Below are 21,728 nucleotides of genomic sequence, written 5' to 3' on the forward strand. Positions count from 1 at the left end.
TGGGCTCTTGATCCGGTCCAGGAGCCAAGATCGATTGTCAGTGGTGGGTGAGACGGTAGGAGCATCGAGTCGGAATGAGGGGGAGCTGTCATGGCCGGAGCCCAGAACTACATCAATCACGTTGCTCTTGTGCTGGATGCCAGTTCGTCCATGTCGCACCTGAGCGGCAAGGTCGTCGAAGTCGCCGACCAGCAGATCGCCTACCTTGCCCGCCGATCAAGGGAGTTGGACCAGGAAACCCGCGTCACGGTGTACGTCTTCGCGGACAAGGTGGAGTGCGTCATCTACGACAAGGACGTGCTGCGGATGCCGTCGCTGAAGCAGATGTACCGGGTCGGTGGGATGACGGCTCTGCTGGCGGCCGCGCTGAAGTCACAGCGGGAGCTGGCGCAGACGGCTCAACTGTACGGGGACCACAGCTTCCTGACGTTCGTACTCACCGACGGGCAGGAGAACGCCAGTCACCGCTGCCCGGACGCTCCTGGCAGGGATCCGCGTGAACTGGTGCAAGCCGTGGCCGGGATGATCGCGGCGCAGGAGGACAACTGGACGTTGGCGGTCCTTGTGCCGGACCAGATGGGCAAGCGCGAGGCCATGCAGTGCGGTTTCCCGAAGGAAAACATAGCCATCTGGGACGCCACGAGCACGCAGGGCCTGGAGGAGGCCGGGCAGGTCATCCGGCAGGCCACCGAGAAGTTCATGGTGGGCCGCGCCAAGGGTATCCGGGGATCGCGGGCGGTGTTCTCGACGGGTGCGGAGGCAGTCAACAAGGACACCATCAAGGCGGCCGGCCTCACCCCGGTGAAGCCGTCGGAGTACCAGTTGATCCCGGTGGCTCGTGACGCGGCGATCCGGGAGTGGGTCATCGAGTGCGGGCACACCTACCGGACCGGTGGCGCTTTCTACCAGTTGGGTAAGTCGGAGAAGATCCAGGCGCGGAAGCAGATCGCGGTGTTGGAGAAGAAGACGGACCGGGTGTACGCGGGGCCGGAGGCCCGAACCCTGCTCGGCCTGCCGGACAGCGAAGTTCGCGTGAAGCCGGATCACAACGACGACTTCACGATTTTCGTGCAGAGCACGAGCGTGAACCGGAAGCTCGTGGCGAACACGCGTCTGCTGCTGATGAACTGACGCCTCAAAGGTCCCTACGTCCCGGGAGGCTTCGTCGCCCGGCAGGCTCGAGCTCGAGCTTGCATCACCGCCCTTGGTCTGCGCACCGCCGAGGTCGAGCAGGTTCCGCCCAGGGCGTGGAGGAGTGGCCCGGGCGGCCTCGGGGTGCTGTCAGAGGCGCACGACGATCAGGGCGATGTCGTCGAGGGCGCCGCCGGCCACGCCGAGGCGGCCCAGCAGGGCGTCGGCGAGGCGGTCGGGGCTCAGGTGGACATGACCGGCGAGGGTGTCGGTGAGGCGCTGGAGGCCGACGTCGATGTCCTCGTCGCGGCGCTCGATGAGCCCGTCGGTGTAGAGGACGAGGATGTCACCGGGGGTGTAGGGCAGTGTGGCCTGGGGGCGGGGGACGTGTTCGGGGCGGGCGCCCAGCGGTGGGTCGGTCGCCTGGTCCAGCAGGTCGCAGGTGCCGTCGGGGTGCACGAGGACGGGTGGGAGGTGGCCGGCGCTGCTGTAGGCGATCCGTTGGTGGCTGGTGTCGATCACGGCCTTGACGGCTGTGGTGGCCACGGCTCCTTCGACGGAGCGTGCGTACAGGCCGAGGACTTCGAGCGACTTGGCCGGTTCGTGCAGGGCCCGGACGGCGGCGCTCAGCGCGCTGCGGAGCATTCCCATGACCGCGGCGGCTTCCAAGCCGTGGCCGACGACGTCGCCGACCGCGACGCCGAAGGAGTCGCCGGGCAGGTCCACGATGTCGTACCAGTCGCCGCACACGTTCAGCGACCCGACGGCGGGCAGGTAGCGCACCGCGATGTTCCGGTGCCGGTCCAGGTCGGGTGAGTGCAGCATGGCTTCCTGCAATGCGACGGCGATCTGACGTTCCCGGGCGTGCGCCTGGCGTAGTTCCTCGTTCAGCCGCTGCAGTTCCCGTGCCCGTGCGTACAGTTCGGCCTCCATCGCTTCCCGTCTGCCCAGGGGCCCGACGGTCTGCCCGGGCGGGCGGGAGCGGACGAACTCGGTCACGTCCACCACGCGGTGGATGATCCACGCCACCTGCCCGTCCGGCCCGAGCACAGGGGTGTTGATCGGCGACCACCATCGTTCCTCGAACACCCCGGGCCTGGTCGGGACAGGAATGTCGTACTTCTGTACCGCCATGGTGTCCGGCTGCCTCGTCTGCAGGACGCGGTGGAGTGAGGCGCCCAGGTTCCGTACTCCGTCCGCGTTCGTGTCCGCGGGGTTGTCCGGGAAGGCACCGAAGAGGTACTGGCCGACCAGGTCCTGTCTGCTGCGGCCGGTGGCGCGCAGGTACGCGTCGTTGACGCCGACGATCATCAGGTCCGGGCCCAGCACCAGGTACGGGCTGGGTGTGGCCGCGAACAACGCCTTGTAGTCAATGTTCGGTCCCACGGGTTCTGGCCGGTCCCTTCCGCTGATCGTCGAGATGCCTTCCGCTCCCGTCGGAGGAGCGTCGAGCTGGGTGCTTCGTGGGGGCGGTGGGCCGGTCGGACAGGTGCACCTCTGGGTTCGGCCGGCGCTTGGCAGCCCCTCTGGCATTGTCCCGGTATGAAGCTACCTATGCCTTTCGGCCGGGGGTCCGTACACGCCGACCGACCGAGCTGCCGTGTCGGGCGAGTCGTTGCAGGGCGTCGGTGTGGGAGTGCTGTCTGTGGAGACCGGCGGGCGGTGATACGGGAGGCCGGGTTCTCCGTGACGACCGGCGGCCGGGGGGCGGCGGCACGCGTCAGGAGCCGTGAGGGACAGGGTGTCCGGGCCGGATTTCCCGGGGGCCTGTCACTGGTTTCGTGCGAAGATCTACAGGCCCTTTCGGGCCCCCTGCCGCAGTATCGATTCCTCGGAGAGCCATGCGCCGCGCCCACCTCCTCTCCGCCGCTGTCCTCCTGCTCTGCACCGCCTGTTCCGGCGGTCCGGACCGTGACTCGGGAGAGAGCGCGAAGAATGCCGTGGATCACGGGGCGGCCGTACGCGCCGCGATCGAGAGGACGAGCGCGGACAGCGCCCGCGTGGACGAGAAGATCGAGCTGCGGTCCGCCGACAGCCCCACGACGTACGTGTTCGCGATCGCCGGCGCCTTCGACCTGGCGGGTGACAGGGGCCGGCTCACGGTGGAGCTCGAGGACAGCGGCATGGACCCCGTCGAGGAGATCTTCGTCGGCGACACCGTCTATGTGCGGGGCTCGCGGGCGGTGGACGAGGGCAAGTGGGCCTCGGCCGTCCGGAGCGAGGCCCTGACCCGCTATTTCCTGCGCGCGCCGCTGAACGACCCCGAGCACCTGCTCCGCCAGATGAAGGCGATGCGGCAGGTGTCGAACGAGGGCGAGGAGCAGGTGAACGGCGTCCCTGCGGTGCACTACCGGGGCACGATCGACCACGCCACCGCGACGCTCCGGATGACGACGGAGTCGAAACAGGGGCTGGACGATGTGCGCGAGAAGCTGGGCGGCGACGTGCCCGTCTACGCGGACGTGTGGGTCGACGGGAAGGGGCGCGCCGTCCAGGCCCGGCTGTCGTACTTCGGCGGTATGAAGGCCATGACGACGATGACGCTGTCGGACTTCGGGACGCCGGTGAAGGCCGAGGCGCCGTCGGCCGGGCAGGTCGTCCCCGTGACGGCGGGCGAGGACGTCCTGCCGGCCTGAGCGGGTCCAGCACGGCGCGAGGGGCCACCCGTGGCGAGGGCCAGTGCTTTCTGTCCCGCCGGGGTCGGTTTCCGGATCGGGTGCGTGGTCGCGGCCGACGCCCTGCCGCCCGACGTGTGAGGCAGACGATCAAGGCGGGGGATCACTCGGGCGCGTGCCCGGGCCGGACCGTCGTCAGAAGGCGCGGACTCACGGGGCGGGGCGGCGGTGCACGCTGACGGCGTAGCCGCAGCCTTCGTGGTAGGGATCGCCGCTCCAGGTGGCGTAGCGCTGCCGCAAGGTCAGTCCGGCCTGGGTGCACCAGTGGTCGAACTCTGTCAGGGTCACCGTCGGTTCCGGCAGCGGCAGGTGTGCTGCGTCCAGTCCCATGCCCGTGACCAGCAGGCCGCCGGGGCGCAGGGCGGCGGCGAGTTGCCGAACGACGACGGGTTCGGTGCCGGGGGCCAGCAGGGGGATGACGTTTCCGGCGGCGAGCGCCAGGTCGAAGCCCTGTTCCAGGCCGAGGGTGTCGAGACGGGTCAGGTCGCCGAGGAGCCATTCCTGCGTGGGGGCGTCCCGGCGGGCCACGGCGAGCATCGAGGGGTCGACGTCCACGCCGGTGCAGTGGTGGCCCAGCTCCGCGAGTCGGATCGCGATCCGGCCGGTGCCGCAGCCGGCGTCGAGTACCCGGGCGGCGGGCTTCAGCAGTGCGGTGCAGAAGGTGGCCTCGCCGTGGATGTCGTGGCCTGATTCGGCGAGTTGTGCGAAACGCTGAGCGTATTCCTCTCCGGATCGGCCGCCGGTCAGTTCCGCCCAACGGTCGCGTTGCCCAGTCATGTTCCAAGTGCCTTCCGGTCAGCCTCACCCCGGCCGGGAGCGAAGACGGTGCGATCACACTATGTGGGGCCGTAGGTGTGCACCTTGCGGGGTGCACAGGCCACACCCTCGAACAGCGCGCCGGTTCGAGGGCGGGAAGGGGTGCTGTCGGCGTCGCGGGTCGTCCCCCGGCGTCGAGCGGCGGCGCCTAGAGGTCGAACTCGATGTGCTCGACGTCGGTGTACTCGACGAGGAGGCCGGACGCGCGGCGGCCGCCGTCCTTGAAGTAGGTCTCCTGGAGTGCTTCGGCGGCGATGTTCTGAAGGTGCTGGTCGGTGGCGCCCTGGTCGCGGGCTTCGAAGAGGCGGGCGGCGTAGGTGGGTGGGAGGGCGACGGTGAGGTGGCGCAGGCGGGCGTCGTCGGTGGTGCCGGGGGCGGCGGTGTAGCCGAAGCGGGCGCGGGTGTCGATGATGATGCCGTCGGTGGTGGCGGCCTTCTGTTTGGCCTTGGCGCGGATCTGTGGCTGCCATCGTTTGGTCACCTCGTGCTCCATGCGGGCGGCGAGGTCTTTGCGGGGTTGTTTGATCTGGTCCTTCACGTAGCGTTCCACGGTGCGCTGGGTGATGCCGAGTTGCTGGGCGGCGGCTCTGGTGGACTTGAGCTGTTTGACGAGGTAGCGCATGCGGGCACCGGCCGTTTTGGGGATGGGGCGGGTGAACGCTTTGTGGACGGCCTGGTCGAGACTGTCGGCGAGCTGTCCCATCGGTCAATTCCCGTTGTCCGTGTGGGTGACGTGGCCGTCCTTGATGTACCGGGCGAGGTTCTCGTCCTGGCCGTGTTCCTCGTGGATGCTTTCGGCCCACAGGGTGGTCTGCGTGCCTTCGTGTTTGACCATGCCGGGGCTGACGCCGAGGCGGAAGCCGCCGGGCAGTGGCTTGTCGTCCTTGTAGGGCAGGAAGTCCAGCGGGCCGGGGCCGTCGGAGGGGTACACGGCGCAGTCGGAGAGGACCGCGAGGGGGTACTGGCCGGTGGCGTCGGCGAGTTTGAGCATCTTGCGGTGCATGTTGGTCCGGGCCTTGGAGATGACGGCGGCGCGGATGTCGGGCCGCCAGGTGGGGCGGGCGAGCGCCCGCCACGGCCGGCCGGGTTTCCAGCCCTCACCGCGGGGGCGTTCGCGGAGTTTGCCGATGCCGCCCTTGACGGTCGCTTTGACGGCGGTGAGGACGATCGCCATGTGCGGGTCGGTCCGGCGGTAGCCCTCCATGGCCGCGAGGAAGCCGGCCGGGGACAGGGTGGAGGTCACGCCGAGGTCGGCCATCGTGGCCATGTAGGCGTCGCGGAGCCGGTTGTACCAGCCGTCGAGGTAGCGGCCGTTCTCGTAGCGCACGTAGGCCTCGAGGGGGGCGACCTGGTGGCCGAGTTCGACGGCGTAGGCGACGGTGGGGGTCGCGTACCAGGCCGGTCCTTCCGGCCGCCGGCCGGTGGGGGTGAACGGTGAGGGCAGGCGCTCGTCGAGTTCGATGTGGGAGAGGTCGACGAGCCAGGAGCCGGGCAGTTTCGGGTCGAAGGTCGGATTCTTGACGTGCGTGGGTGCGCCCAGGCCGACGGTGGTGCCGTTGGCGGCCGCGGCGAAGGCCATGTTGACGTCGATGCCCACCACGTACCGCTTGGCGCATTCGTCGTCGGTGAGCGGGCGGGCCCAGTCGTACGCCTCCTCCATCAGCATCTCGGCGGGGGTGCGCTGGTGGAAGCGGGGCAGGTGGGCGAGGAGCGGGTGTCCGTCGGGCGCCTCGCACGGCGCGCAGTCCACCGGCTCCTTGCCGAGGGAGCCGGGGTTGTGCCCGCTGTGCCGGCGTCCGTCGGCGTCCGGCTCGGACGCGCGGGTGGGCGGGTGGAGTGCGGTCATCAGCTCCAGGCCGGTGACGGCCGTCGAGCCGCGCGGGGTCATCACGCGGGTCGCGTACGTGCCGAGCAGGTGGGCGAGTTCGGCCGCCGGCAGCTGTCCGGCGCTGCCCCAGCTGCGGGCGTCGAGAGCGTTCCACGACGGGATGCACAGTTGGACGCACGCCCGCTTGCCGCCCTGGGCGGGGCGGTAGATACGGGCCCAGGGGCCGAATCCGCGCCGGGTGAGCTGCCAGTCGGCGCGGGTCAGCTGCTTGATGATCTTGTGGCCCTCCGGCAGTCGTCCCGAGGTGCGTTCCTCGTCGCTGAGTCGGACGGGCAGGCCGTAGCGTTCGCACGCGGCAGGGGTGAGGACGATGAGCGGGTCGGCGTCCTTGCCGTTGCCGCTCAGCCGGGGGGCGCCGAGCTTCGCCTCGTTCAAGGTCCAGTCGACCAGCGCGGGCAGGGACTTGGCGGGTACGTCCAGGACCAGGCCACCGACGCAGTATGCCGACGCCTGCTCGTTCACGATGTCCACGACGGCGAGCGGGCCGTTCGCGAAGCGCGGATCGCTGACGGCCGAGGCCGCTGCGGGCCGGGGCGTGGCCTTCTTCGCCGCCGGGCGCCGCGACGCCGTAGGGCTCGCGGCGCCGGCGGGCCCCGGCACGTCCGGCGCGGTGGTGGGCACGGAGGTGTCGTCGTCCGTGGTCACGGCCGGGGCCTGCGGTGCCGAAGGCTGCGGTGCGGAAGGCTGCGAAGCCGGGGCCTGCGGCGCCGGACCGGCCACGGCCTGGGGAGCCGGCTCGGCCGGCTGCGGCGACGCGGTGGGGGTGGCAGGGGTGGCGGGGTAGAGCTCGGCGAGTCGGTCCAGCAGCCGGGCATAGGCGTCGCGTTGCGGCGGTCGCGGCTCCGTTTTGCCGTTCTCCCAGCTCACCACCGTCGCGCGGCGGACCTTCAGCGCGGTGGCGACCTGCTCCTGCGTGAGGCCGTGCGCCTTGCGCAACCGCTCCCGCTCCTCCGGGGGCGGAAGGGGCGCATGCCCGGCGATGAGGGCATCGACGGCGTCGAACAGCTCAGACATGGGAACCTCCCCGTTCACGCTTCGATCCTACCGGGGAAGTGACACTGGAACGAACGTTCCCTAGTCTTTTCTCGTACTTTCTCCGCACACAATGCGATCTTCGGAGGATCGGGGCAGGAGGGTGAGCGTGTAGTACACGGCCCGTACCGCACCGTGCAGGCCCCCGGGGCCCGCGTCGGCATGTCCGGGTGCGGGTGGTGCGGGCCTGTGTGACCCTGGCCGCGGAATCATGTCGTCAATGACCAGGGAGCGGGTCGTGAACCAGCTCGGAGACAAGCCGGAAGAGGTCCGCAAACAGCTCGAGGAGGAGAAGCGCCGGAACGGTAAGGGCCGGCCCGAGGGTGAGAAGACGGGCGACGCCACGGAGCGGGCCGACAGGTCCGGCGAGGCGTCCGCCTCCGAAGAGCTACCGGGCAACGAGGACGAGCACCCTCTGTGAGGTCGGGTCGACGGCTCGGTTTCGATCAGTGATGTACCAGTCGGTGCCGGGGCACTCCAGGGTGTAGCTGCCGAGGTCGCTCTCGGAGAAGGTGGCGGGGCCCCCTGACCGCTTCGACCGGCACCCGACCGGGCCGTACTTCAGGAGAGACGGATGGACTACTACGACCTCGGCACCCACACCCGCCCCGTGACGACGCCCTCCCCGTCCGCCCAGATGTGGTTCGACCGCGGGCTGAGCTGGTCGTACGGCTTCCATCACGAGGAGGCCGTCTCCTGTTTCGAAGCCGCCGCGGCGGCGGATCCGGACTGCGCGATGGCCTACTGGGGCATCGCCTACGCCCTCGGTCCGAACTACAACAAGCCCTGGGAGTTCTTCGACGGCGAGGAGCTGGCCCGGACCGTCGAGCGTACGCACGCGGCCGTCGAGCGCGCGCACGAGAAGGCGGCCGGTGCCACCCCCGTCGAGCAGGCCCTGATCCGGGCGTTGCGGTACCGGTATCCGCAGGCGGAAGCGGTCGAGGACTGTTCGGTGTGGAACGAGCCCTACGCGGACAGCATGCGCGCCGTGTACGAACTCGCTCCCGACGACCTCGATGTCGCCGCACTCCATGCCGACGCGCAGATGAACCTCACGCCCTGGCAGCTGTGGGACGTGCGGACCGGGCTGCCGGCGGCAGGCGCCCGCACGCTGGAGGCCAAGGCGGTCCTGGAGCGGGCGATCGGCACCGGGCGGGGGAAGACGCACCCGGGCCTCCTGCACCTGTACGTCCACCTCATGGAGATGTCCCCCACCCCCGAGGCCGCCCTGCCCGTGGCGGACCGGCTCCGTGGCCTCGTACCCGACGCCGGGCATCTGCAGCACATGCCCTCGCACCTGGAGGTGCTCTGCGGGGACTACCGGCGTGTGGTGTCGGACAACACCATGGCGATCGCCGCCGACGAGAAGTACTACGCGCGTGCCGGTGCGATGAACTTCTACACGCTGTACCGCTCGCACAACTACCACTTCAGGATCTACGGTGCGATGTTCCTCGGCCGGTCGGCGACCGCGCTGGAGACCGCCGCACAGCTCGAGGCGTCCATCCCGGAGGAGCTGCTGAGGGTGCCCAGTCCGCCCATGGCCGACTGGCTGGAGGGGTTCCTCGCCATGCGGGTGCACGTGCTCATCCGCTTCGGCCGCTGGTCCGACATCCTGGAACTGCCGCTGCCCGCCGACCCGGAGCTGTACTGCGCGACGACGGCGATGCTCCACTACGCCCGCGGTGTCGCCCTCTCGGCGACCGGCCGGATTCCTGAGGCGGAGAGCGAACGCGAACTGTTCCGTGCGGCCGTCTCCCGCGTACCCGAGTCACGCACGCTGTTCAACAACACCTGCATCGACATCCTCGCGATCGCGTCGGAGATGCTCGACGGTGAACTGGAGTACCGCAAGGGGAACCACGACGCCGCCTTCGCCGCGCTGGAGCGGTCGATCGCACTCGACGACAACCTTCCCTACGACGAGCCGTGGGGGTGGATGCAGCCCACCCGGCACGCGTACGGCGCCCTGCTTCTCGAACAGGGACGCGTGGAAGAGGCGGAGGCCGTCTACCGGGCGGACCTGGGCCTCGACGACACGCTGCCGCGACCTTCGCAACACCCGGGCAACGTATGGGCGCTGCACGGATTCCACGAGTGTCTCCTGCGCCTGGGCAAGGTGGCGGAGGCGCAGATCGTGGCGCAGCAGCTGAAGCTGGCGTCCGCCATGGCCGACGTACCGATCGACGCGTCCTGCTTCTGCCGTCTCGAAGCGGTCGCGGGGGCGGGGGAAGGCGGCTGCTGCTGACGGGGCGCGCACCCGTGGCCGCGCACGTGCGGACCGTTCTTCGCCGGCGGCGTGGGCGTCCCGCAACGGTACGCGGACGGCAGGAAGCCGGCGGAGGCGGCCAGGACGCGGGTGAGGACTGATCTGCCCGCGCCCGGCTGCTCGAGCACCAGGAGGGGCGTCTCGGCCGGCCAGGCGGAGGTGAGAGATCAGGTCGTGGCGCACCATGGCCTCCTCCCGCCAGGACAGGGGGGGGCCGGTCCGCTGTGACCGGCGACCTCGCGGACCCGGAAGTCCGGATCGAGGTACATCTCCCGCAGGGTCGGAACGCGGATGCCTTCTGGCCGGTCGAGGCGGCAGACGGAGCGGGCCTCACAGGGCCGTGCGCTCCGGGCTGCCCCGGGCCGGGGCCGGCCCCGGCCCGGGGCGGCTCAGTCGCCGCCGCCCCCGCCGCCGCACGAGGAGCCGCCTCCGCAGGAGAAACCGCCGCCGCAGCCGTAGCCACCGCCGCCGTCGCCGCCGCCGCCCCGGCGGCCGCTCCGGCCTCTCTTCTTCCCGCCGGCCCCGGTAAGCAGGATCACGATCACGGCGAAGCCCGCGATGATCAGGAAGTCGGTCATGTCGTCCCCCGTGTGTCTGTGCACGCGTGCGTGTCGCGTCGCGTGTGCGACGACGATGCCCCCGGCGACCGGTGGCCCAACCGGACTTGAGCAAGTCCAGAGCTTGGGCCGCCCTGATCAAGCGGCAGTTCGGGCATCGTGCCCGGCTTGCACCGTCGCCTGCCGAGGTGTTGAGGACTGATGGCCAGGCACACGCGGCCCGCACACTGTGGAACCTGCTCCACGCCTGACGGCCCGGCGGGCTTCAGGTCGCCGGGCCGCCATCGGGGAACTCTCCGCTCCCCCACCGGTTCCGGAGTGTGTGGTGCCATTCGTCGGCGCCCGGGCCGGGCGGCGGCCCCGTGGGGACGGGGCCGGGAGCGGTCTCGACGAGGTACAGCAGCGTCCAGGCGACGCCGTAGCAGTCGTCCGGGCCGAAGCAGCCGGCCAGAGCCTGCGCCTCCTCGGCCGTGACGGGCGCCACGACGGCCTCGAGTTGCCTGACGCGACGGTCGATCTCGTCCTCGTCGGCGTCCTGGTCGGGCAGCGGGCCGCCGGCGACGAAGGCCTGGATCTCGGGTCTCGTCCCCTCATCATGACCAGTACGGACTGGCCCAGGGTTTCGGCGTCGAAATGACCCGCACCGCAGGGCACTTCAGGCCATAAGGTCGTGATCATGACTGAGGAAACGCCCACCGGATCCACGTCCACCACCCCCCTTCAGGCGGTGCTGACCCGCCGCTCGGATGCCGAGACCTGTGCCGACCCGAGCAGTGTCATGACGCTGCTCGGCGAGTCGGACAAGGCCCTTGGCGGCTTCACGACCTACCGGTCCACCTTCGCCGAGGGAGCGGTGGGGGCCCCGGCACATTTCCACACCAGGGCGACGGAGCTGTTCTTCGTGATCAGCGGGTCTCTGCGGGTTCTGGTGGGCGAGGAGGTCACCGACCTGCACGAGGGCGACTTCCTGGCCGTGCCGCCGCGTACCCCGCACGCCTTCGCCGCGGCGCCCGGCGCGAAGGCGGACGTCCTGTTCGTGTTCACCCCGGGCATGGGCCGGTTCGACTACCTGCGCCTGCTCGGCCGGGTGATGCGCGGTGAGGCCGATCCGAAGGAGATCGCCGAGTCCGCGGAACGCTTCGACAACCACTACGTCGACAGCCCCGTATGGCGTACCGCGCTGGAGGCGTCGGCGTGATCGACTCCACGACACACGTCCGTGTGGCCCGCCCTTCGCGGGACCTCGCCGCCGCGGAACGCTTCTACGTGCACGGGCTGGGGCTCACGGTGCTGTGGCGGAGCACCGAGCGGGCCCCGGGCGAGCACGACCTGCTGATGGTCGGCCCTCCGGGCGCCTTGTGGCACTTCGAACTGACCCGTGACCCCGAACGCCCGCTGGAGCCGGCTCCGACCGTGGACGACCTGTTCGTGGTCTACCTGGGCGGCCCCGTGGAGGAGAGCCTGGTCGACCGGCTGGTGGCCTGCGGCGGCACCCGGGTGCGCGCGCACAATCCCTACTGGGACGAGCACGGGGTGACGGTCGCCGACCCGGACGGCTACCGGCTCGTCCTGTGCTCACGCACCTGGGGTTAGCGTCGGTGAGTCGGTGGGTCCGTAGCGTCTGTCCGGTCGCGTCCGGCGGTCACCGCGACCCGGGAGGTCGAGGTCACGGTGGACCACTCCGTGGCAGTGGTGGTCCACCCGGGGCGGCAAGCCCGAACGGCGTCCCGTCACCAGCGCCATCGCGTGGCTTCGGCGAGCGCTTGGGGACTGTGCTCGGCCAGCGCCTTCGCCTCGGCGCGCCGGACAGCCAGCACTGCCCCGTACAACGCCTCCCCCAGTGCCGCGCGCAGCGTTCCGTTCCGTTCGAAGTGGGTAAGCGCCTCGCCGAGCGAGGTCGGCAGCCGCTCCTGGTCGCCGCGGCCGGCGGGGTCGCCGCTCACGGGGGCGGGCAGGGCGGGGCCGCCGTCGCCGAGGCCTTGAAGACCCACCGCGATGACGGACCCGACCAGGAGATACGGATTGGCCGCGGCGTCGAAGGGCTTGAGCTCGGCGTGCCCGCCGTCGAGGTCGTCGGGCTCGCCGAGCACCAGACGCAGCGCCGCCTCGCGGTTCTCGATGCCCCAGCAGCGGTGGACACCCGCCCAGTGGGAGGGGATCAGGCGCAGATAACTGGCAGGGGAAGGGGCGCCGATGGCGCAGAGGGCGGGCATGGCGTCCAGGACGGCGCCGAGGAACGTGTTCGCCGTGGCTGCCAGGCCGTGGGCGGCGGTGGGGTCACGGTGCAGGTTCCGCCCGTTGTGGCGCAGGCTGAGATGCAGGTGGCAGCCGTTGCCGACCTGCCCGGCGACGACCACCGGCGCGAAGGCGGCACGCAGGCCGTGTGCCGCGCTGACCGCCCGTACGCTCTCGCGGACGAGGACGAGCTCGTCGGCGGCGCGAACGGGGTCGGCCGGTACGGTGGAGACCTCGAACTGGCCGGGTGAGTACTCGGGATGGAGCTGCAGGACCTCGACGCCTTGCGCGGCGAGCGTGTCGTGGACCGCCAGCAGATAGTCCGACAGCTCGGCCACCCGGGTCAGTCCGTAGGCGGGGCCCCGGCAGGCATGGTCGTCGGTGCCGTCGTCCTTGAGGACCACCCATTCGGTCTCGAAACCCATCCGCAACTCCAGGCCTTGCGCTTCGGCCAGCCGCACCATGCGCCGGGCGAAGTGCCGCTGGCACGCCGGATACGGGAGGCCGTTCTGGTCGTAGCGGTCGGCCGGGGCCCAGGCCCAGCCCGGCTGCGCCGCCAGGATCGTGAGCCGCTCCAGGTCGGGCAGGAGCCGTAGGTCGCCGTCGGGGCCGCCGATGTGCGGGGAGGTGGCGACGGCGTCGTCGGAGGTGTAGACGTCGAACACCGGGGACATTCCGACGCCGCGGTGCGCGGCCTGCGGCAGTCCGCCGGTGGGCACTGTCTTGACCCGGCTGACGCCCGCGTTGTCGACCCAGCTGATCGCGACGGCCCGTACGCCTTCGGCGGCGAGCCGCGCCGCTTCGTGGCGGGCCGCCAACCGCCGCTCGTCCCGTTCTGCCGCTTCCACCGAACGCCTCCTCCCACCGCCCGGGTGTCCATCGCCGGGACACCCGCGTTCATGGTTGCCGATTCGCACTCCCCGGGCCCGTCTCCTGCCCACGCCGCGCGTCGCACGGCATGGGCCACGGGGTGACGGTCGCCGGCCCGGTACGGCTGCCGGCTCGTCCGTCGCTCGCGCGCCGTGGGTCGGCGTCCGTCCGGTCGCGTCCGGGGTCGTGTCGCGGGAGGCGCGGAGGGGCCGGGTACGTCGCGCGGGTATCTAGGACGGAATCCGACCTGTTCGCGTTCTACGGTCGTCAGGTGAGGCAGAGCCGCAGGACCGGCAGGAGAGGAGACGGGACGATGAACCGCACTGTGCCCGAGGGGTATACGAGTGTCGCGCCGTGGGTGGTCACCGACGACACCGGCGCGCTGCTCGACTTCATCACGGCCGCGTTCGGGGGTGAGGAGCTCGCGCGGGTGCCGGTCGAGGACGGCACGATCGGTCACGGTGAGATCCGGGTCGGTGACACGGTCGTGCTGGCCTTCGACCGGCGGCCGGACTGGCCGGTGATGCCGTCACTGCTGCGGATCTACGTTCCGGACGCGGATGCCGCCGTGGCCGCCGCCGTCGCGCACGGGGCACGGGTGGTCACCGAGGTCGTCGACAGTGCGTGGGGCGACCGTGGCGGCAGGGTGCGGGATCCGTTCGGCAACATCTGGTGGGTGACGAGCCGGACCGAGGACGTCGCGCCGGACGTGGCCTGGCAGCGGATGTCGGAGCCGAAGTACGCCGAGTCGATGCGCATCGCCCAGGAGACCCTGGACGCGGAACTCAGCGGCCGGGAGTCGGGGGTGGCCAGTGCCCCGCAGCGCCCGGCCCGTTGAGCCTTCGGCCCCGCCCGGCCCGATGTTGTCCGCCGGGCCGGGCGGCGGCCGCACCCGGCACAATCCCCGCATGAAGATCACCGCGCGCGGGCTCAACCGTGCCACTCTCGCACGGCAGTTGCTGCTCGGCCGTGAGCCGCTCGACGTCGCGGAGGGGGTGCGACGGGTGGTCGCCCTGCAGGCGCAGCAGCCCGTTTCGCCGTACATCGCCCTGTGGAACAGGCTGAGCGGCTTCGATCCGTCGGGGCTCGACGCGTCGGTGGCCGGTCTGCGGACGGTGAAGGCGACGCTGATGCGGCTGACCCTGCACGCGGTCCATGCCGAGGACTACCGGACGTTCCGTGAGGCGATGGAGCCGACGCTGCGCGGCTCCCGGCTCGGTGACGCCCGTTTCACGGCGTCCGGGCTCACAGCGGACGACGTCGGTGAACTGGTCGCGGATCTGCTGGAGTTCGCCGACCGGCCGCGAACGGTGGCCGAGATGGGGGGCCTGATCGAGGAGCGGCTGGGCGCGCCGATGGAGTCGGCGGCGCAGCGGATGCTGCGTCAGTATGTGCCGCTGTGGCATGCGCCGACGGGAGGGCCGTGGTCGTTCGGTACGCGGCCGTCGTACGTGGCGGCGGGTGAGCGGCCGGTGCTGGAGGATCCGGAGGTGGCCGCGGGGAGTCTGCGGGAGCTGGTCCGGCGCTACTTGGAGGGCTTCGGGCCGGCGTCGGTGGCGGACATGGCGCAGTTCGCGATGGTGCAGCGGGCCCGTATCAGGGCGGCGGTGCTTTCGCTGGGCGGTGGGCTCGTGCAGTGGGAGGGGCCTGACGGCACGGTGTTGTACGACGTTCCCGGCGGGCTGTTTCCGGCGGAGGATGTTCCGGCGCCGCCGAGGCTGATGGCGATGTGGGACAGCGTCCTGCTGGCCTATGCCGACCGGAGCCGTGTCGTTCCGCCCGAGTGGCGCCGGCATGTGACGCGGGTGAACGGCGACGTGCTGCCGACGCTGCTGGTCGACGGTCATGTCGCGGGGGTGTGGCGTGCGGTGGAGGGCGGGATCGAGGCCACGGCCTTTCGTCCGCTTCCCGGTCATGTCTGGGAGCAGCTGGCCGTGGAGGCCGCGTCGCTCGTCGCGTTCCTCGCCCCTCGTGATCCGGCGGCCTACCGGCGCTTCGACCACTGGTGGATCAAGGGGCTGCCGGCGGCCGAGGTCCGGCTGCTTCCGGGTGGGTGAGCCGGGGAGCCGCTCCGTGCGCCCGGGTGCGGGGCTGTCATGGGTGGGTGGGGGTGTCCGGGCCGGCCTGTTCGACGGCGTCCAGTCGGCGCCGCAGGTGGGCCCGTTCGGGTTCGGTGCCGGCGAGGTCGAGTGCTTGCCGGTAGGCCGCCGCGGCCTCGGGGAGCCTGCCGAGGCGTTGGAGGAGGTCGGCGCGGGCGGCCGGGTAGGGGTGGTGGCCGCGTAGCCGTTCCTCTCCTGCGAGGTCGTCGAGCAGCGCCAGGCCTGCTTCGGGGCCGTCGCGCATGGCGACCGCGGCGGCCCGGTTCAGGGCGACGACCGGGGAGGGGGTGAGCGTGAGCAGTACGTCGTAGAGCGCGACGATCTGTGGCCAGTCGGTGGTCGTGAGGTCGGCTGCTTCGTCGTGCAGGGCGGCGATCGCGGCCTGCACGCCGTAGGGGCCGGGTGGGCCGCCGGTCAGGGCCGGGGGGACGAGTGCCAGGCCTTCGTCGATCATGGTGCGGTCCCAGCGGTCGCGGTCCTGGTCCTCGAGGAGCACGAGTTCGCCGGTGGGGCCGGTGCGGGCGGCGCGGCGGGCGTGGACGAGCAGCATGAGGGCGAGCAGCCCGGTGACCTCTCGTTCGGCGGGCAGCAGCCGGTGCAGGATGCGGGCGAGGCGGACGGCTTCCTCGGCGAGGTCGAGCCGTTGGAGTTCGGGGCCGGAGCTGGCCGTGTAGCCCTCCGTGAAGATGGAGTAGAGGACCTGCAGGACGCCCGGCAGGCGTCCGGGCAGTTCGTCGGCGTCGGGTACCCGGAACGGGATCCGGGCCTCGCGCATCTTCTTCTTCGCCCGTACGATCCGCTGGGCCATGGTGGCGGGCGGGACGAGATAGGCGCGGGCGACCTCGGGTGTCGTCAGTCCGGCCAGGCAGCGCAGGGTGAGGGCTCCGCGGGCCTCGGGCAGCAGGGCCGGGTGGGCGCAGGTGAAGAACAACTGGAGTCGTTCGTCGGGCAGTTCACTGTCCGTGACGCCGGTGCGGGGGGCGGGGCCGGCGCGGTCCGCGTCCAGTTGGAGGACGGCGAGGCGGGCGGCGTACGCCTGGTCGCGCCGGAGCCGGTCGACGGCCTTGCGCCGGGCCGTGGTCAGCAGCCAGGCGCCGGGCTTGTCCGGCACGCCCTGGACCGGCCAGTGCACCAGCGCCGCCTCGACCGCTTCGGAGGCGACTTCCTCCGCCAGGTCCAGATCTCCGAAGCGGCGTACGAGGGAGGCGAGCAACCGGCCGTGTTCTTCGCGGAACACCGATTCCACCGCCTTGTCCGTGCCGGTCGCCCGCGCCTCCATCGCCGTCAGGCCCCGAAGTCGGCGACCGGCCGCACCACGACCGAGCCGCTGCCGCGTGCGCCGGGGCAGCGGGCGGCCCAGTCGAGGGCGATGTCGAGGTCCGGCACGTCGATGACGTAGAAGCCGCCGAGGACTTCACGGGTCTCGGCGAACGGCCCGTCGGTGACGGTCCGTTCGCCGTCGGCGCCGACCTGGACCTTGGTGGCGGTGACCAGGTCGGCCAGCGACTCGCCCGAGACGAGGATGCCGGCGTCGCGTACGGCCTTGTCGTAGGTCATCCAGTCCTCGACGGTGCATTCGGCGGCCCCGCCGTTCGCGTCGATCGCGCCGCTGTTGATCAGCATCATGTACTTCATGGTCGGACTCCCTCAGGGTCTGTCGTCTTCTTGTGCGGCGGGGTGCCGCACACCATGACGACGAACGGGACACGGCCGGATCGACACGGTCCCCCGATTTTCTTCTGTTTTCTTAAGTGGCTTCGCGGGCTGCCTCGTGTTCCAGGGAGTCTTCAGGCGCCCAGGCGGCGAAGGGCCGGGCTTTCAGGTGCCGGGCCGGGTCATTGGGGGCGGTGGCGGTGGTGTGTGCCGGGGGTGTGACCGAAGGCCCGGCGGAAGACGTCGATGAACGCGCTGGCGGACGACCAGCCGCACCGGTGCGCCACGGTGGTCACGGGGGTGTCGTCCGCCAGCAGGACCAGTGCGTGGTGCAGGCGCAGTTGGGTGCGCCACTGCGGGAACGTCATGGCGAGGTCGGACCTGAACAGCCGCGACAGGGTGCGGTCGCTCGCGCCGACGGTCCTGCCCAGGTCGGCCAGGGTGCGGTTGTCGGCGGGGTCGGCGCGCAGCAGGTCGCACACGTCCCTGAGCAGGGAGGAGGTGGGTGTGGGCAGGTGGAGCGGCTGCTGGGGCGAGGCCCGCAGTCGGTCCAGCAGTACGGCGCGCAGGCGGGTGCGTTCGGGGCTGTCGTCGAGTGGGGGGCGCGTGTGGGCGAGGATGAGTTCGCGGAGCAGGGGGGCGACGGCGAGCACGGTCGGTGTGTGGAGGCCGAGCGGGTTGTCGGTGGCGGGCAGGCCGACGAGGTGCAGTTCCAGGTCGCCGTGTGCCTGGTGGGCGTGGACGGTGCCGGCCGGGATCCAGATGGCGCGGGTGGCTGGTGCCACCCAGGTGCCGGCGCCGGTCGTGACGGTCAGCGCTCCTCGGCCTGCGTAGACGATCTGGTGGTCGTCGTGCTGGTGGGCGTCGATCTGTGTCCCGGTGGCCAGGCTCTGGGTCCGGGTCGGAGCGACCGGCTGGTGGCGGATCTGCGGCATCGGTCGGCAGTTTATCGGAAGTACGACAGCCGGGGTGCCGTCGACGATGGTGGCGTGCGGAAGAACAGGTCGGTGGTCCTGCTGTCGGTCGGGCATGCCTGCGTGGACGTGTACCAGGGCGCGGTGGCGTCGCTCGTGCCGTTCTTCGTGGCCGAGCGTGCCTACAGTTACGCGGCGGTGTCCGGCATCGTGCTTGCCGCGTCGGTGCTGTCGTCGGTGACCCAGCCGGTGTTCGGGGTGCTGACCGACCGGTGGGCGATGCCGTGGCTGCTGCCGGTGAGCACGCTGCTGGGCGGGGTGGGCATCGCGGGGAGCGGTGTGAGCGGCTCCTACGGGTGGACGCTGGTGTTCGTGGCGGTGTCGGGGCTGGGGGTGGCCGCCTATCATCCCGAGGCCGCTCGGGTCGCGCGGCTCGCCTGCCGGGGCAGTCACAAGAGGATGGGCTGGTTCTCCCTCGGCGGGAATCTCGGCTTCGCGTTCGCGCCCCTCATGGTCACCGCGGTCGTCGCCGGCGGAGGGCTGCGGCTGTCGCCGCTGCTCGTGGTGCCGGCTCTCGTCGGCAGCGTGCTGTGCCTGCCGGTGCTGAAGGCGCTGGAGAAGGACGGGGGCGTGCGTTCCGGCCCGGTGGTGGTGAGAGGGGCCGACGACCGGGTGTCGTTCGTGAAGCTGTCGCTGGCGGTGATCTGCCGGTCGGTCGTCTTCGTCGGGCTGAGCACCTTCATCGCGCTCTACGCGCGGCAGCGCACGGGAGGCGGCGCGGCGGCGGGCACCGCGGCGCTGTTCGTGCTCTACCTCGGCGGCGCGGTGGGCTCCGTGGTGGGCGGGCACCTGGCCGAGCGCTGGGACAGGGTCGTCGTCTCCCGCTGGTCGTACCTGGCCGCGGCTGTCGCGGTCACAGGGATCGTCACCGTCCCGGGGCCGGCGCTCTACGTGTTCGTGGCGCTGGCGTCGGCCGGCCTGTACGTGCCGTTCTCGCTGCAGGTCACCCTCGGTCAGGACTATCTGCCCTCGCGGGTCGGAACCGCCGGCGGGATCACCCTCGGTCTCACCGTCAGCGCCGGCGGCCTGGCCGGCCCTTTCATCGGGCAGCTCGCCGATGCGACGTCCCTGCGGACGGCGCTGGCCCCGCTGGTCGTGATGCCCGTGCTGAGCTGGTTGCTGCTGCGTACCCTGCCGGAACCCGCGGCGCCGCAGCGGCGTGGCATGGCGACGGCGCGGCAGACCGGGGACGGGACGGAGGCGGCGGGGGCGGGGCGAGGGCGGGGGTGACGCACGGCGGCCGGCGGATCGGGGGCCCGGCGGGGGCGGGAGTGGCGCGGGGCGGTGCCGCGTGCTCGGCGGGCGGGGCTCAGGCCTGGAATTCGGTGAGGTCGATGCTGTGGACGCGCAGCGGGAAGCCGTACACGGGGTGCACCGTCTCGCGCTCGAGCACCATGCCGAGCTTGCGGATGACGTTCTCGGACGCCTCGTCCCCGGCGCGGCTGATGCTGATGACGCGGTCGAGTCCACGGTCCTGGAGCGCGAACTCGAGCGTCGCCTGGGCGGCTTCGGAGGCGTATCCCTGGCCCCAGAACGAGGAGCCGAGCCGCCAGCTGATCGCCACGGCGGGCATCACCTCCGGCAGGAACTCGGGCACGGACAGTCCGGTGAAGCCGGCCAGTTCGCCGGAGGCGAGCAGTTCGACGGCGAAGAGACCGAAGCCCTCCTCGTCCCATTCCTCTTCCCACTGCTCGATCGCCTCGGCGGTGTCCTCGAGATCGAGCGGGGAGGCGTCGTCCACCCAGCGCATGACCTGGGGGTCCGCGTTGATGTCCGCCATCGGCGTGAGGTCGTCGTCGTGCCAGCGGCGCAGGAGGAGGCGGGGGGTGCGGATCTCGGTCATGGCCGCTCATCCTGCCGGAGGCAGGAGGGTCACCGTTAATCGGTGTCCCGTGCTGGTGCCGCGGGGGCGGCAGCGGTGCGGAGGCCTGCGCCGGGGCGGGCGGACCCGAAAGGGGGTGGGGGGCGCGCTGGTAAAATGGGGGCACGCTTCGTCGTTCTGGGGCCCGTACCAAGGGGTGCGGGCCCCGGCTCGTTCCGGGCGCCAGACCACGGAAGGGTCCCCCATGAATGCGAAGCCGTCAGCCGCTGGGCGCCTCGGTGCCGGCGAAACCCGGCCGACGGCGGTGCAGGGTGAGCTTTCGGCGGTGACGCTGACGCCCGGTTCGCCGCCCGCGCGGTCCTTCGCCGAACTGGGACTGCCCCCGGAAGTGGCCCAGGTGATGGCCGGCTCCGGGGTGAGTGAACCGTTCCCGATCCAGGCGGCCACCCTGCCCGACGCGCTGGCCGGCCGGGACATCCTCGGCCGTGCGCGGACCGGGTCGGGCAAGACGCTCGCCTTCGGGCTGGCCCTGCTCACCCGTACCGCGGGCCGGCGCGCCGAGCCGAAGCGGCCGCTGGGGCTTGTCCTGGTGCCGACCCGGGAACTGGCGCAGCAGGTGAGCGACGTGCTGACCCCGTACGCGCTGGCGCTGGGGCTGCGGCTGGCGACGGTGGTCGGCGGGTTGTCGATCGGGCGGCAGGCGACGCTGATGCGGGCCGGCGTGGACGTGGTCGTCGCGACGCCGGGCCGGCTGGCCGACCTGGTGGGGCGCCGGGACTGCCACCTGGACCAGGTGCGGATCACGGTGCTGGACGAGGCGGACCAGATGTGCGACCTGGGGTTCCTGCCCCAGGTGTCGGAGCTGTTGGACCAGGTGCGGCCGGGCGGGCAGCGCATGCTGTTCTCGGCCACCCTCGACCGCAACATCGATCTTCTGGTCGGGCGCTACCTCCATGACCCGGTGCAGGCGACGGTCGACCGGGCGGCGGGCGCGGTGACCACGATGGAGCACCATGTGCTGAACATCCATCCGGCGGACAAGTACGCCACGGCCACGGAGATCGCCGCCCGGGACGGGCGGGTGCTGATGTTCCTGGACACCAAGCACGCGGTCGACCAGTTCACCCGCCATCTGCGCGGCAGTGGTATCCGGGCCGCCGCGCTGCACAGCGGGAAGTCGCAGCCGCAGCGCACGCACACGCTCGCCCAGTTCAAGAGCGGTGAGGTCACCGTGCTGGTGGCCACCAATGTGGCCGCGCGGGGCATCCATGTCGACGCGCTCGACCTGGTCGTCAACGTCGATCCGCCCGCCGATCCCAAGGACTATCTCCACCGGGGCGGCCGTACGGCGCGTGCGGGCGAGTCGGGCCGGGTGGTCACCCTGGTCACGCCGGGCCAGCGGCGTGAGGTGAACCGGATGATGTCCGATGCCGGGATCCGGCCGGTGGTCACCCAGGTGCGCTCCGGCGAGGAGAAGCTGGCGGGCATCACGGGAGCGAAGCGGCCGCCTGTCGCGGACAGGTCAGCCGGCGGCAATACGCCCTTCCGGGGTCTGGGCGCCCGGGCCCCGAAGGAGTCGCGCAGGACGGCCGAGGCCCGCGGTCTCGCGGAGGCCCGTAGGGCGGCCCGGGTCCGCCGAGGTCACTGACGGCTCTTCAGCAGTGGCCTCGGGAAGAGCAGTTCTCTTCCTGTGACCGCCCTTCGGCG

21 protein-coding genes are annotated in these 21,728 nt (G+C 71.4%); 10 read left to right on the forward strand and 11 right to left on the reverse strand.

Going from position 1 to position 21,728, the window contains the following annotated elements; all coding sequences use genetic code 11:
• The first annotated feature begins 90 nt into the window (after positions 1-90).
• On the forward strand, positions 91-1,131 hold the full coding sequence (locus tag GLX30_RS00125; RefSeq protein ID WP_159682170.1) for a vWA domain-containing protein: 1,041 nt from the start codon (positions 91-93) through the stop codon (positions 1,129-1,131).
• A 150-nt stretch (positions 1,132-1,281) separates the two neighbouring features.
• Here the strand turns inward: GLX30_RS00125 and GLX30_RS00130 are convergent, their stop codons facing one another.
• Positions 1,282-2,517: a SpoIIE family protein phosphatase gene (locus GLX30_RS00130; RefSeq protein WP_159682171.1), complete on the reverse strand. Its 1,236-nt coding sequence runs from the start codon at positions 2,515-2,517 to the stop codon at positions 1,282-1,284.
• Positions 2,518-2,972: 455 nt separating this feature from the next.
• Between GLX30_RS00130 and GLX30_RS00135 the strand changes: the two genes are divergently transcribed.
• Complete coding sequence (locus GLX30_RS00135) at positions 2,973-3,767, forward strand: LppX_LprAFG lipoprotein (RefSeq protein WP_159682172.1); 795 nt, start codon at positions 2,973-2,975, stop codon at positions 3,765-3,767.
• Positions 3,768-3,956: 189 nt separating this feature from the next.
• Here GLX30_RS00135 and GLX30_RS00140 read toward each other — a convergent pair whose 3' ends face one another.
• The 3 genes from GLX30_RS00140 to GLX30_RS00150 all read right to left on the reverse strand — a co-directional run bounded on the left by GLX30_RS00140 (position 3,957) and on the right by GLX30_RS00150 (position 7,524).
• Positions 3,957-4,583 carry a class I SAM-dependent methyltransferase gene (locus tag GLX30_RS00140; protein WP_159682173.1) on the reverse strand — a complete coding sequence of 209 codons (627 nt, stop codon included), beginning with the start codon at positions 4,581-4,583 and terminating at the stop codon, positions 3,957-3,959.
• A gap of 187 nt (positions 4,584-4,770) precedes the next feature.
• On the reverse strand, positions 4,771-5,325 hold the full coding sequence (locus tag GLX30_RS00145) for an XRE family transcriptional regulator (protein ID WP_159682174.1): 555 nt from the start codon (positions 5,323-5,325) through the stop codon (positions 4,771-4,773).
• Between the two features lie 3 nt (positions 5,326-5,328).
• Positions 5,329-7,524 (reverse strand): helix-turn-helix transcriptional regulator, encoded by a 2,196-nt coding sequence (locus tag GLX30_RS00150; protein ID WP_159682175.1) that lies wholly within the window; start codon positions 7,522-7,524, stop codon positions 5,329-5,331.
• 256 nt (positions 7,525-7,780) lie between these two features.
• On the opposite strand from GLX30_RS00150, the gene GLX30_RS00155 reads away from it, so the two are divergent.
• On the forward strand, positions 7,781-7,963 hold the full coding sequence (locus GLX30_RS00155) for a hypothetical protein (RefSeq protein ID WP_159682176.1): 183 nt from the start codon (positions 7,781-7,783) through the stop codon (positions 7,961-7,963).
• Between the two features lie 153 nt (positions 7,964-8,116).
• Positions 8,117-9,790: a hypothetical protein gene (locus GLX30_RS00160; RefSeq protein WP_159682177.1), complete on the forward strand. Its 1,674-nt coding sequence runs from the start codon at positions 8,117-8,119 to the stop codon at positions 9,788-9,790.
• Between the two features lie 410 nt (positions 9,791-10,200).
• On the opposite strand, the gene GLX30_RS34235 is transcribed toward GLX30_RS00160, so the two are convergent.
• Complete coding sequence (locus GLX30_RS34235; RefSeq protein ID WP_167306777.1) at positions 10,201-10,389, reverse strand: hypothetical protein; 189 nt, start codon at positions 10,387-10,389, stop codon at positions 10,201-10,203.
• Positions 10,390-10,633: 244 nt separating this feature from the next.
• Positions 10,634-10,852 carry a hypothetical protein gene (locus GLX30_RS00170; RefSeq protein ID WP_244257918.1) on the reverse strand — a complete coding sequence of 73 codons (219 nt, stop codon included), beginning with the start codon at positions 10,850-10,852 and terminating at the stop codon, positions 10,634-10,636.
• A gap of 192 nt (positions 10,853-11,044) precedes the next feature.
• Here GLX30_RS00170 and GLX30_RS00175 point away from each other — a divergent pair, with 192 nt between their 5' ends.
• Positions 11,045-11,566, forward strand: a complete 522-nt coding sequence (locus GLX30_RS00175) for a cupin domain-containing protein (RefSeq protein ID WP_159682178.1) — start codon at positions 11,045-11,047, stop codon at positions 11,564-11,566.
• Complete coding sequence (locus GLX30_RS00180; RefSeq protein ID WP_159682179.1) at positions 11,536-11,961, forward strand: VOC family protein; 426 nt, start codon at positions 11,536-11,538, stop codon at positions 11,959-11,961. Before GLX30_RS00175 ends, GLX30_RS00180 begins: the two co-directional genes overlap by 31 nt.
• A 137-nt stretch (positions 11,962-12,098) precedes the next feature.
• Here GLX30_RS00180 and GLX30_RS00185 read toward each other — a convergent pair whose 3' ends face one another.
• Entirely contained in the window at positions 12,099-13,451 is a 1,353-nt protein-coding gene (locus GLX30_RS00185; protein ID WP_159682180.1) for a glutamine synthetase family protein, read from the reverse strand.
• A 335-nt stretch (positions 13,452-13,786) separates the two neighbouring features.
• On the opposite strand from GLX30_RS00185, the gene GLX30_RS00190 reads away from it, so the two are divergent.
• Positions 13,787-14,311, forward strand: a complete 525-nt coding sequence (locus GLX30_RS00190) for a VOC family protein (RefSeq protein ID WP_159682181.1) — start codon at positions 13,787-13,789, stop codon at positions 14,309-14,311.
• 70 nt (positions 14,312-14,381) lie between these two features.
• The gene (locus tag GLX30_RS00195; protein ID WP_159682182.1) at positions 14,382-15,530 is read left to right on the forward strand and encodes a winged helix DNA-binding domain-containing protein; all 1,149 of its coding nucleotides are present in this window, start codon (positions 14,382-14,384) and stop codon (positions 15,528-15,530) included.
• A 37-nt stretch (positions 15,531-15,567) separates the two neighbouring features.
• On the opposite strand, the gene GLX30_RS00200 is transcribed toward GLX30_RS00195, so the two are convergent.
• From GLX30_RS00200 to GLX30_RS00210, 3 genes are all read right to left on the reverse strand, one after another.
• Positions 15,568-16,851 carry an RNA polymerase sigma factor gene (locus GLX30_RS00200; protein ID WP_159682183.1) on the reverse strand — a complete coding sequence of 428 codons (1,284 nt, stop codon included), beginning with the start codon at positions 16,849-16,851 and terminating at the stop codon, positions 15,568-15,570.
• Between the two features lie 5 nt (positions 16,852-16,856).
• On the reverse strand, positions 16,857-17,207 hold the full coding sequence (locus GLX30_RS00205) for a YciI family protein (protein ID WP_159682184.1): 351 nt from the start codon (positions 17,205-17,207) through the stop codon (positions 16,857-16,859).
• Between the two features lie 200 nt (positions 17,208-17,407).
• Entirely contained in the window at positions 17,408-18,160 is a 753-nt protein-coding gene (locus tag GLX30_RS00210; protein ID WP_159682185.1) for a helix-turn-helix transcriptional regulator, read from the reverse strand.
• Positions 18,161-18,214: 54 nt separating this feature from the next.
• Between GLX30_RS00210 and GLX30_RS00215 the strand changes: the two genes are divergently transcribed.
• Entirely contained in the window at positions 18,215-19,429 is a 1,215-nt protein-coding gene (locus GLX30_RS00215; RefSeq protein WP_159682186.1) for an MFS transporter, read from the forward strand.
• A 79-nt stretch (positions 19,430-19,508) separates the two neighbouring features.
• Here GLX30_RS00215 and GLX30_RS00220 read toward each other — a convergent pair whose 3' ends face one another.
• Positions 19,509-20,042, reverse strand: coding sequence for a GNAT family N-acetyltransferase (locus GLX30_RS00220; protein ID WP_159682187.1), 534 nt, complete (start codon positions 20,040-20,042; stop codon positions 19,509-19,511).
• A 223-nt stretch (positions 20,043-20,265) separates the two neighbouring features.
• On the opposite strand from GLX30_RS00220, the gene GLX30_RS00225 reads away from it, so the two are divergent.
• On the forward strand, positions 20,266-21,669 hold the full coding sequence (locus GLX30_RS00225; RefSeq protein ID WP_159682188.1) for a DEAD/DEAH box helicase: 1,404 nt from the start codon (positions 20,266-20,268) through the stop codon (positions 21,667-21,669).
• Positions 21,670-21,728: the final 59 nt, after the last annotated feature.

This window comes from Streptomyces sp. Tu 2975 (assembly GCF_009832925.1).
In the GTDB taxonomy this organism is placed as follows: domain Bacteria; phylum Actinomycetota; class Actinomycetes; order Streptomycetales; family Streptomycetaceae; genus Streptomyces.

What these genes read in the sequence shown, in the direction of transcription:
- GLX30_RS00225 (WP_159682188.1), top strand. Translation starts at nt 20,266, where the DNA reads ATGAATGCGAAGCCGTCAGCCGCTGGGCGCCTCGGTGCCGGCGAAACC.
- GLX30_RS00200 (WP_159682183.1), bottom strand. Translation starts at nt 16,851, where the DNA reads ATGGAGGCGCGGGCGACCGGCACGGACAAGGCGGTGGAATCGGTGTTC.
- GLX30_RS00180 (WP_159682179.1), top strand. Translation starts at nt 11,536, where the DNA reads ATGGCGTACCGCGCTGGAGGCGTCGGCGTGATCGACTCCACGACACAC.
- GLX30_RS00205 (WP_159682184.1), bottom strand. Translation starts at nt 17,207, where the DNA reads ATGAAGTACATGATGCTGATCAACAGCGGCGCGATCGACGCGAACGGC.
- GLX30_RS00195 (WP_159682182.1), top strand. Translation starts at nt 14,382, where the DNA reads ATGAAGATCACCGCGCGCGGGCTCAACCGTGCCACTCTCGCACGGCAG.
- GLX30_RS00135 (WP_159682172.1), top strand. Translation starts at nt 2,973, where the DNA reads ATGCGCCGCGCCCACCTCCTCTCCGCCGCTGTCCTCCTGCTCTGCACC.
- GLX30_RS00160 (WP_159682177.1), top strand. Translation starts at nt 8,117, where the DNA reads ATGGACTACTACGACCTCGGCACCCACACCCGCCCCGTGACGACGCCC.
- GLX30_RS00150 (WP_159682175.1), bottom strand. Translation starts at nt 7,524, where the DNA reads ATGTCTGAGCTGTTCGACGCCGTCGATGCCCTCATCGCCGGGCATGCG.
- GLX30_RS00125 (WP_159682170.1), top strand. Translation starts at nt 91, where the DNA reads ATGGCCGGAGCCCAGAACTACATCAATCACGTTGCTCTTGTGCTGGAT.
- GLX30_RS00175 (WP_159682178.1), top strand. Translation starts at nt 11,045, where the DNA reads ATGACTGAGGAAACGCCCACCGGATCCACGTCCACCACCCCCCTTCAG.
- GLX30_RS00210 (WP_159682185.1), bottom strand. Translation starts at nt 18,160, where the DNA reads ATGCCGCAGATCCGCCACCAGCCGGTCGCTCCGACCCGGACCCAGAGC.
- GLX30_RS00140 (WP_159682173.1), bottom strand. Translation starts at nt 4,583, where the DNA reads ATGACTGGGCAACGCGACCGTTGGGCGGAACTGACCGGCGGCCGATCC.
- GLX30_RS34235 (WP_167306777.1), bottom strand. Translation starts at nt 10,389, where the DNA reads ATGACCGACTTCCTGATCATCGCGGGCTTCGCCGTGATCGTGATCCTG.
- GLX30_RS00190 (WP_159682181.1), top strand. Translation starts at nt 13,787, where the DNA reads ATGAACCGCACTGTGCCCGAGGGGTATACGAGTGTCGCGCCGTGGGTG.
- GLX30_RS00145 (WP_159682174.1), bottom strand. Translation starts at nt 5,325, where the DNA reads ATGGGACAGCTCGCCGACAGTCTCGACCAGGCCGTCCACAAAGCGTTC.
- GLX30_RS00220 (WP_159682187.1), bottom strand. Translation starts at nt 20,042, where the DNA reads ATGACCGAGATCCGCACCCCCCGCCTCCTCCTGCGCCGCTGGCACGAC.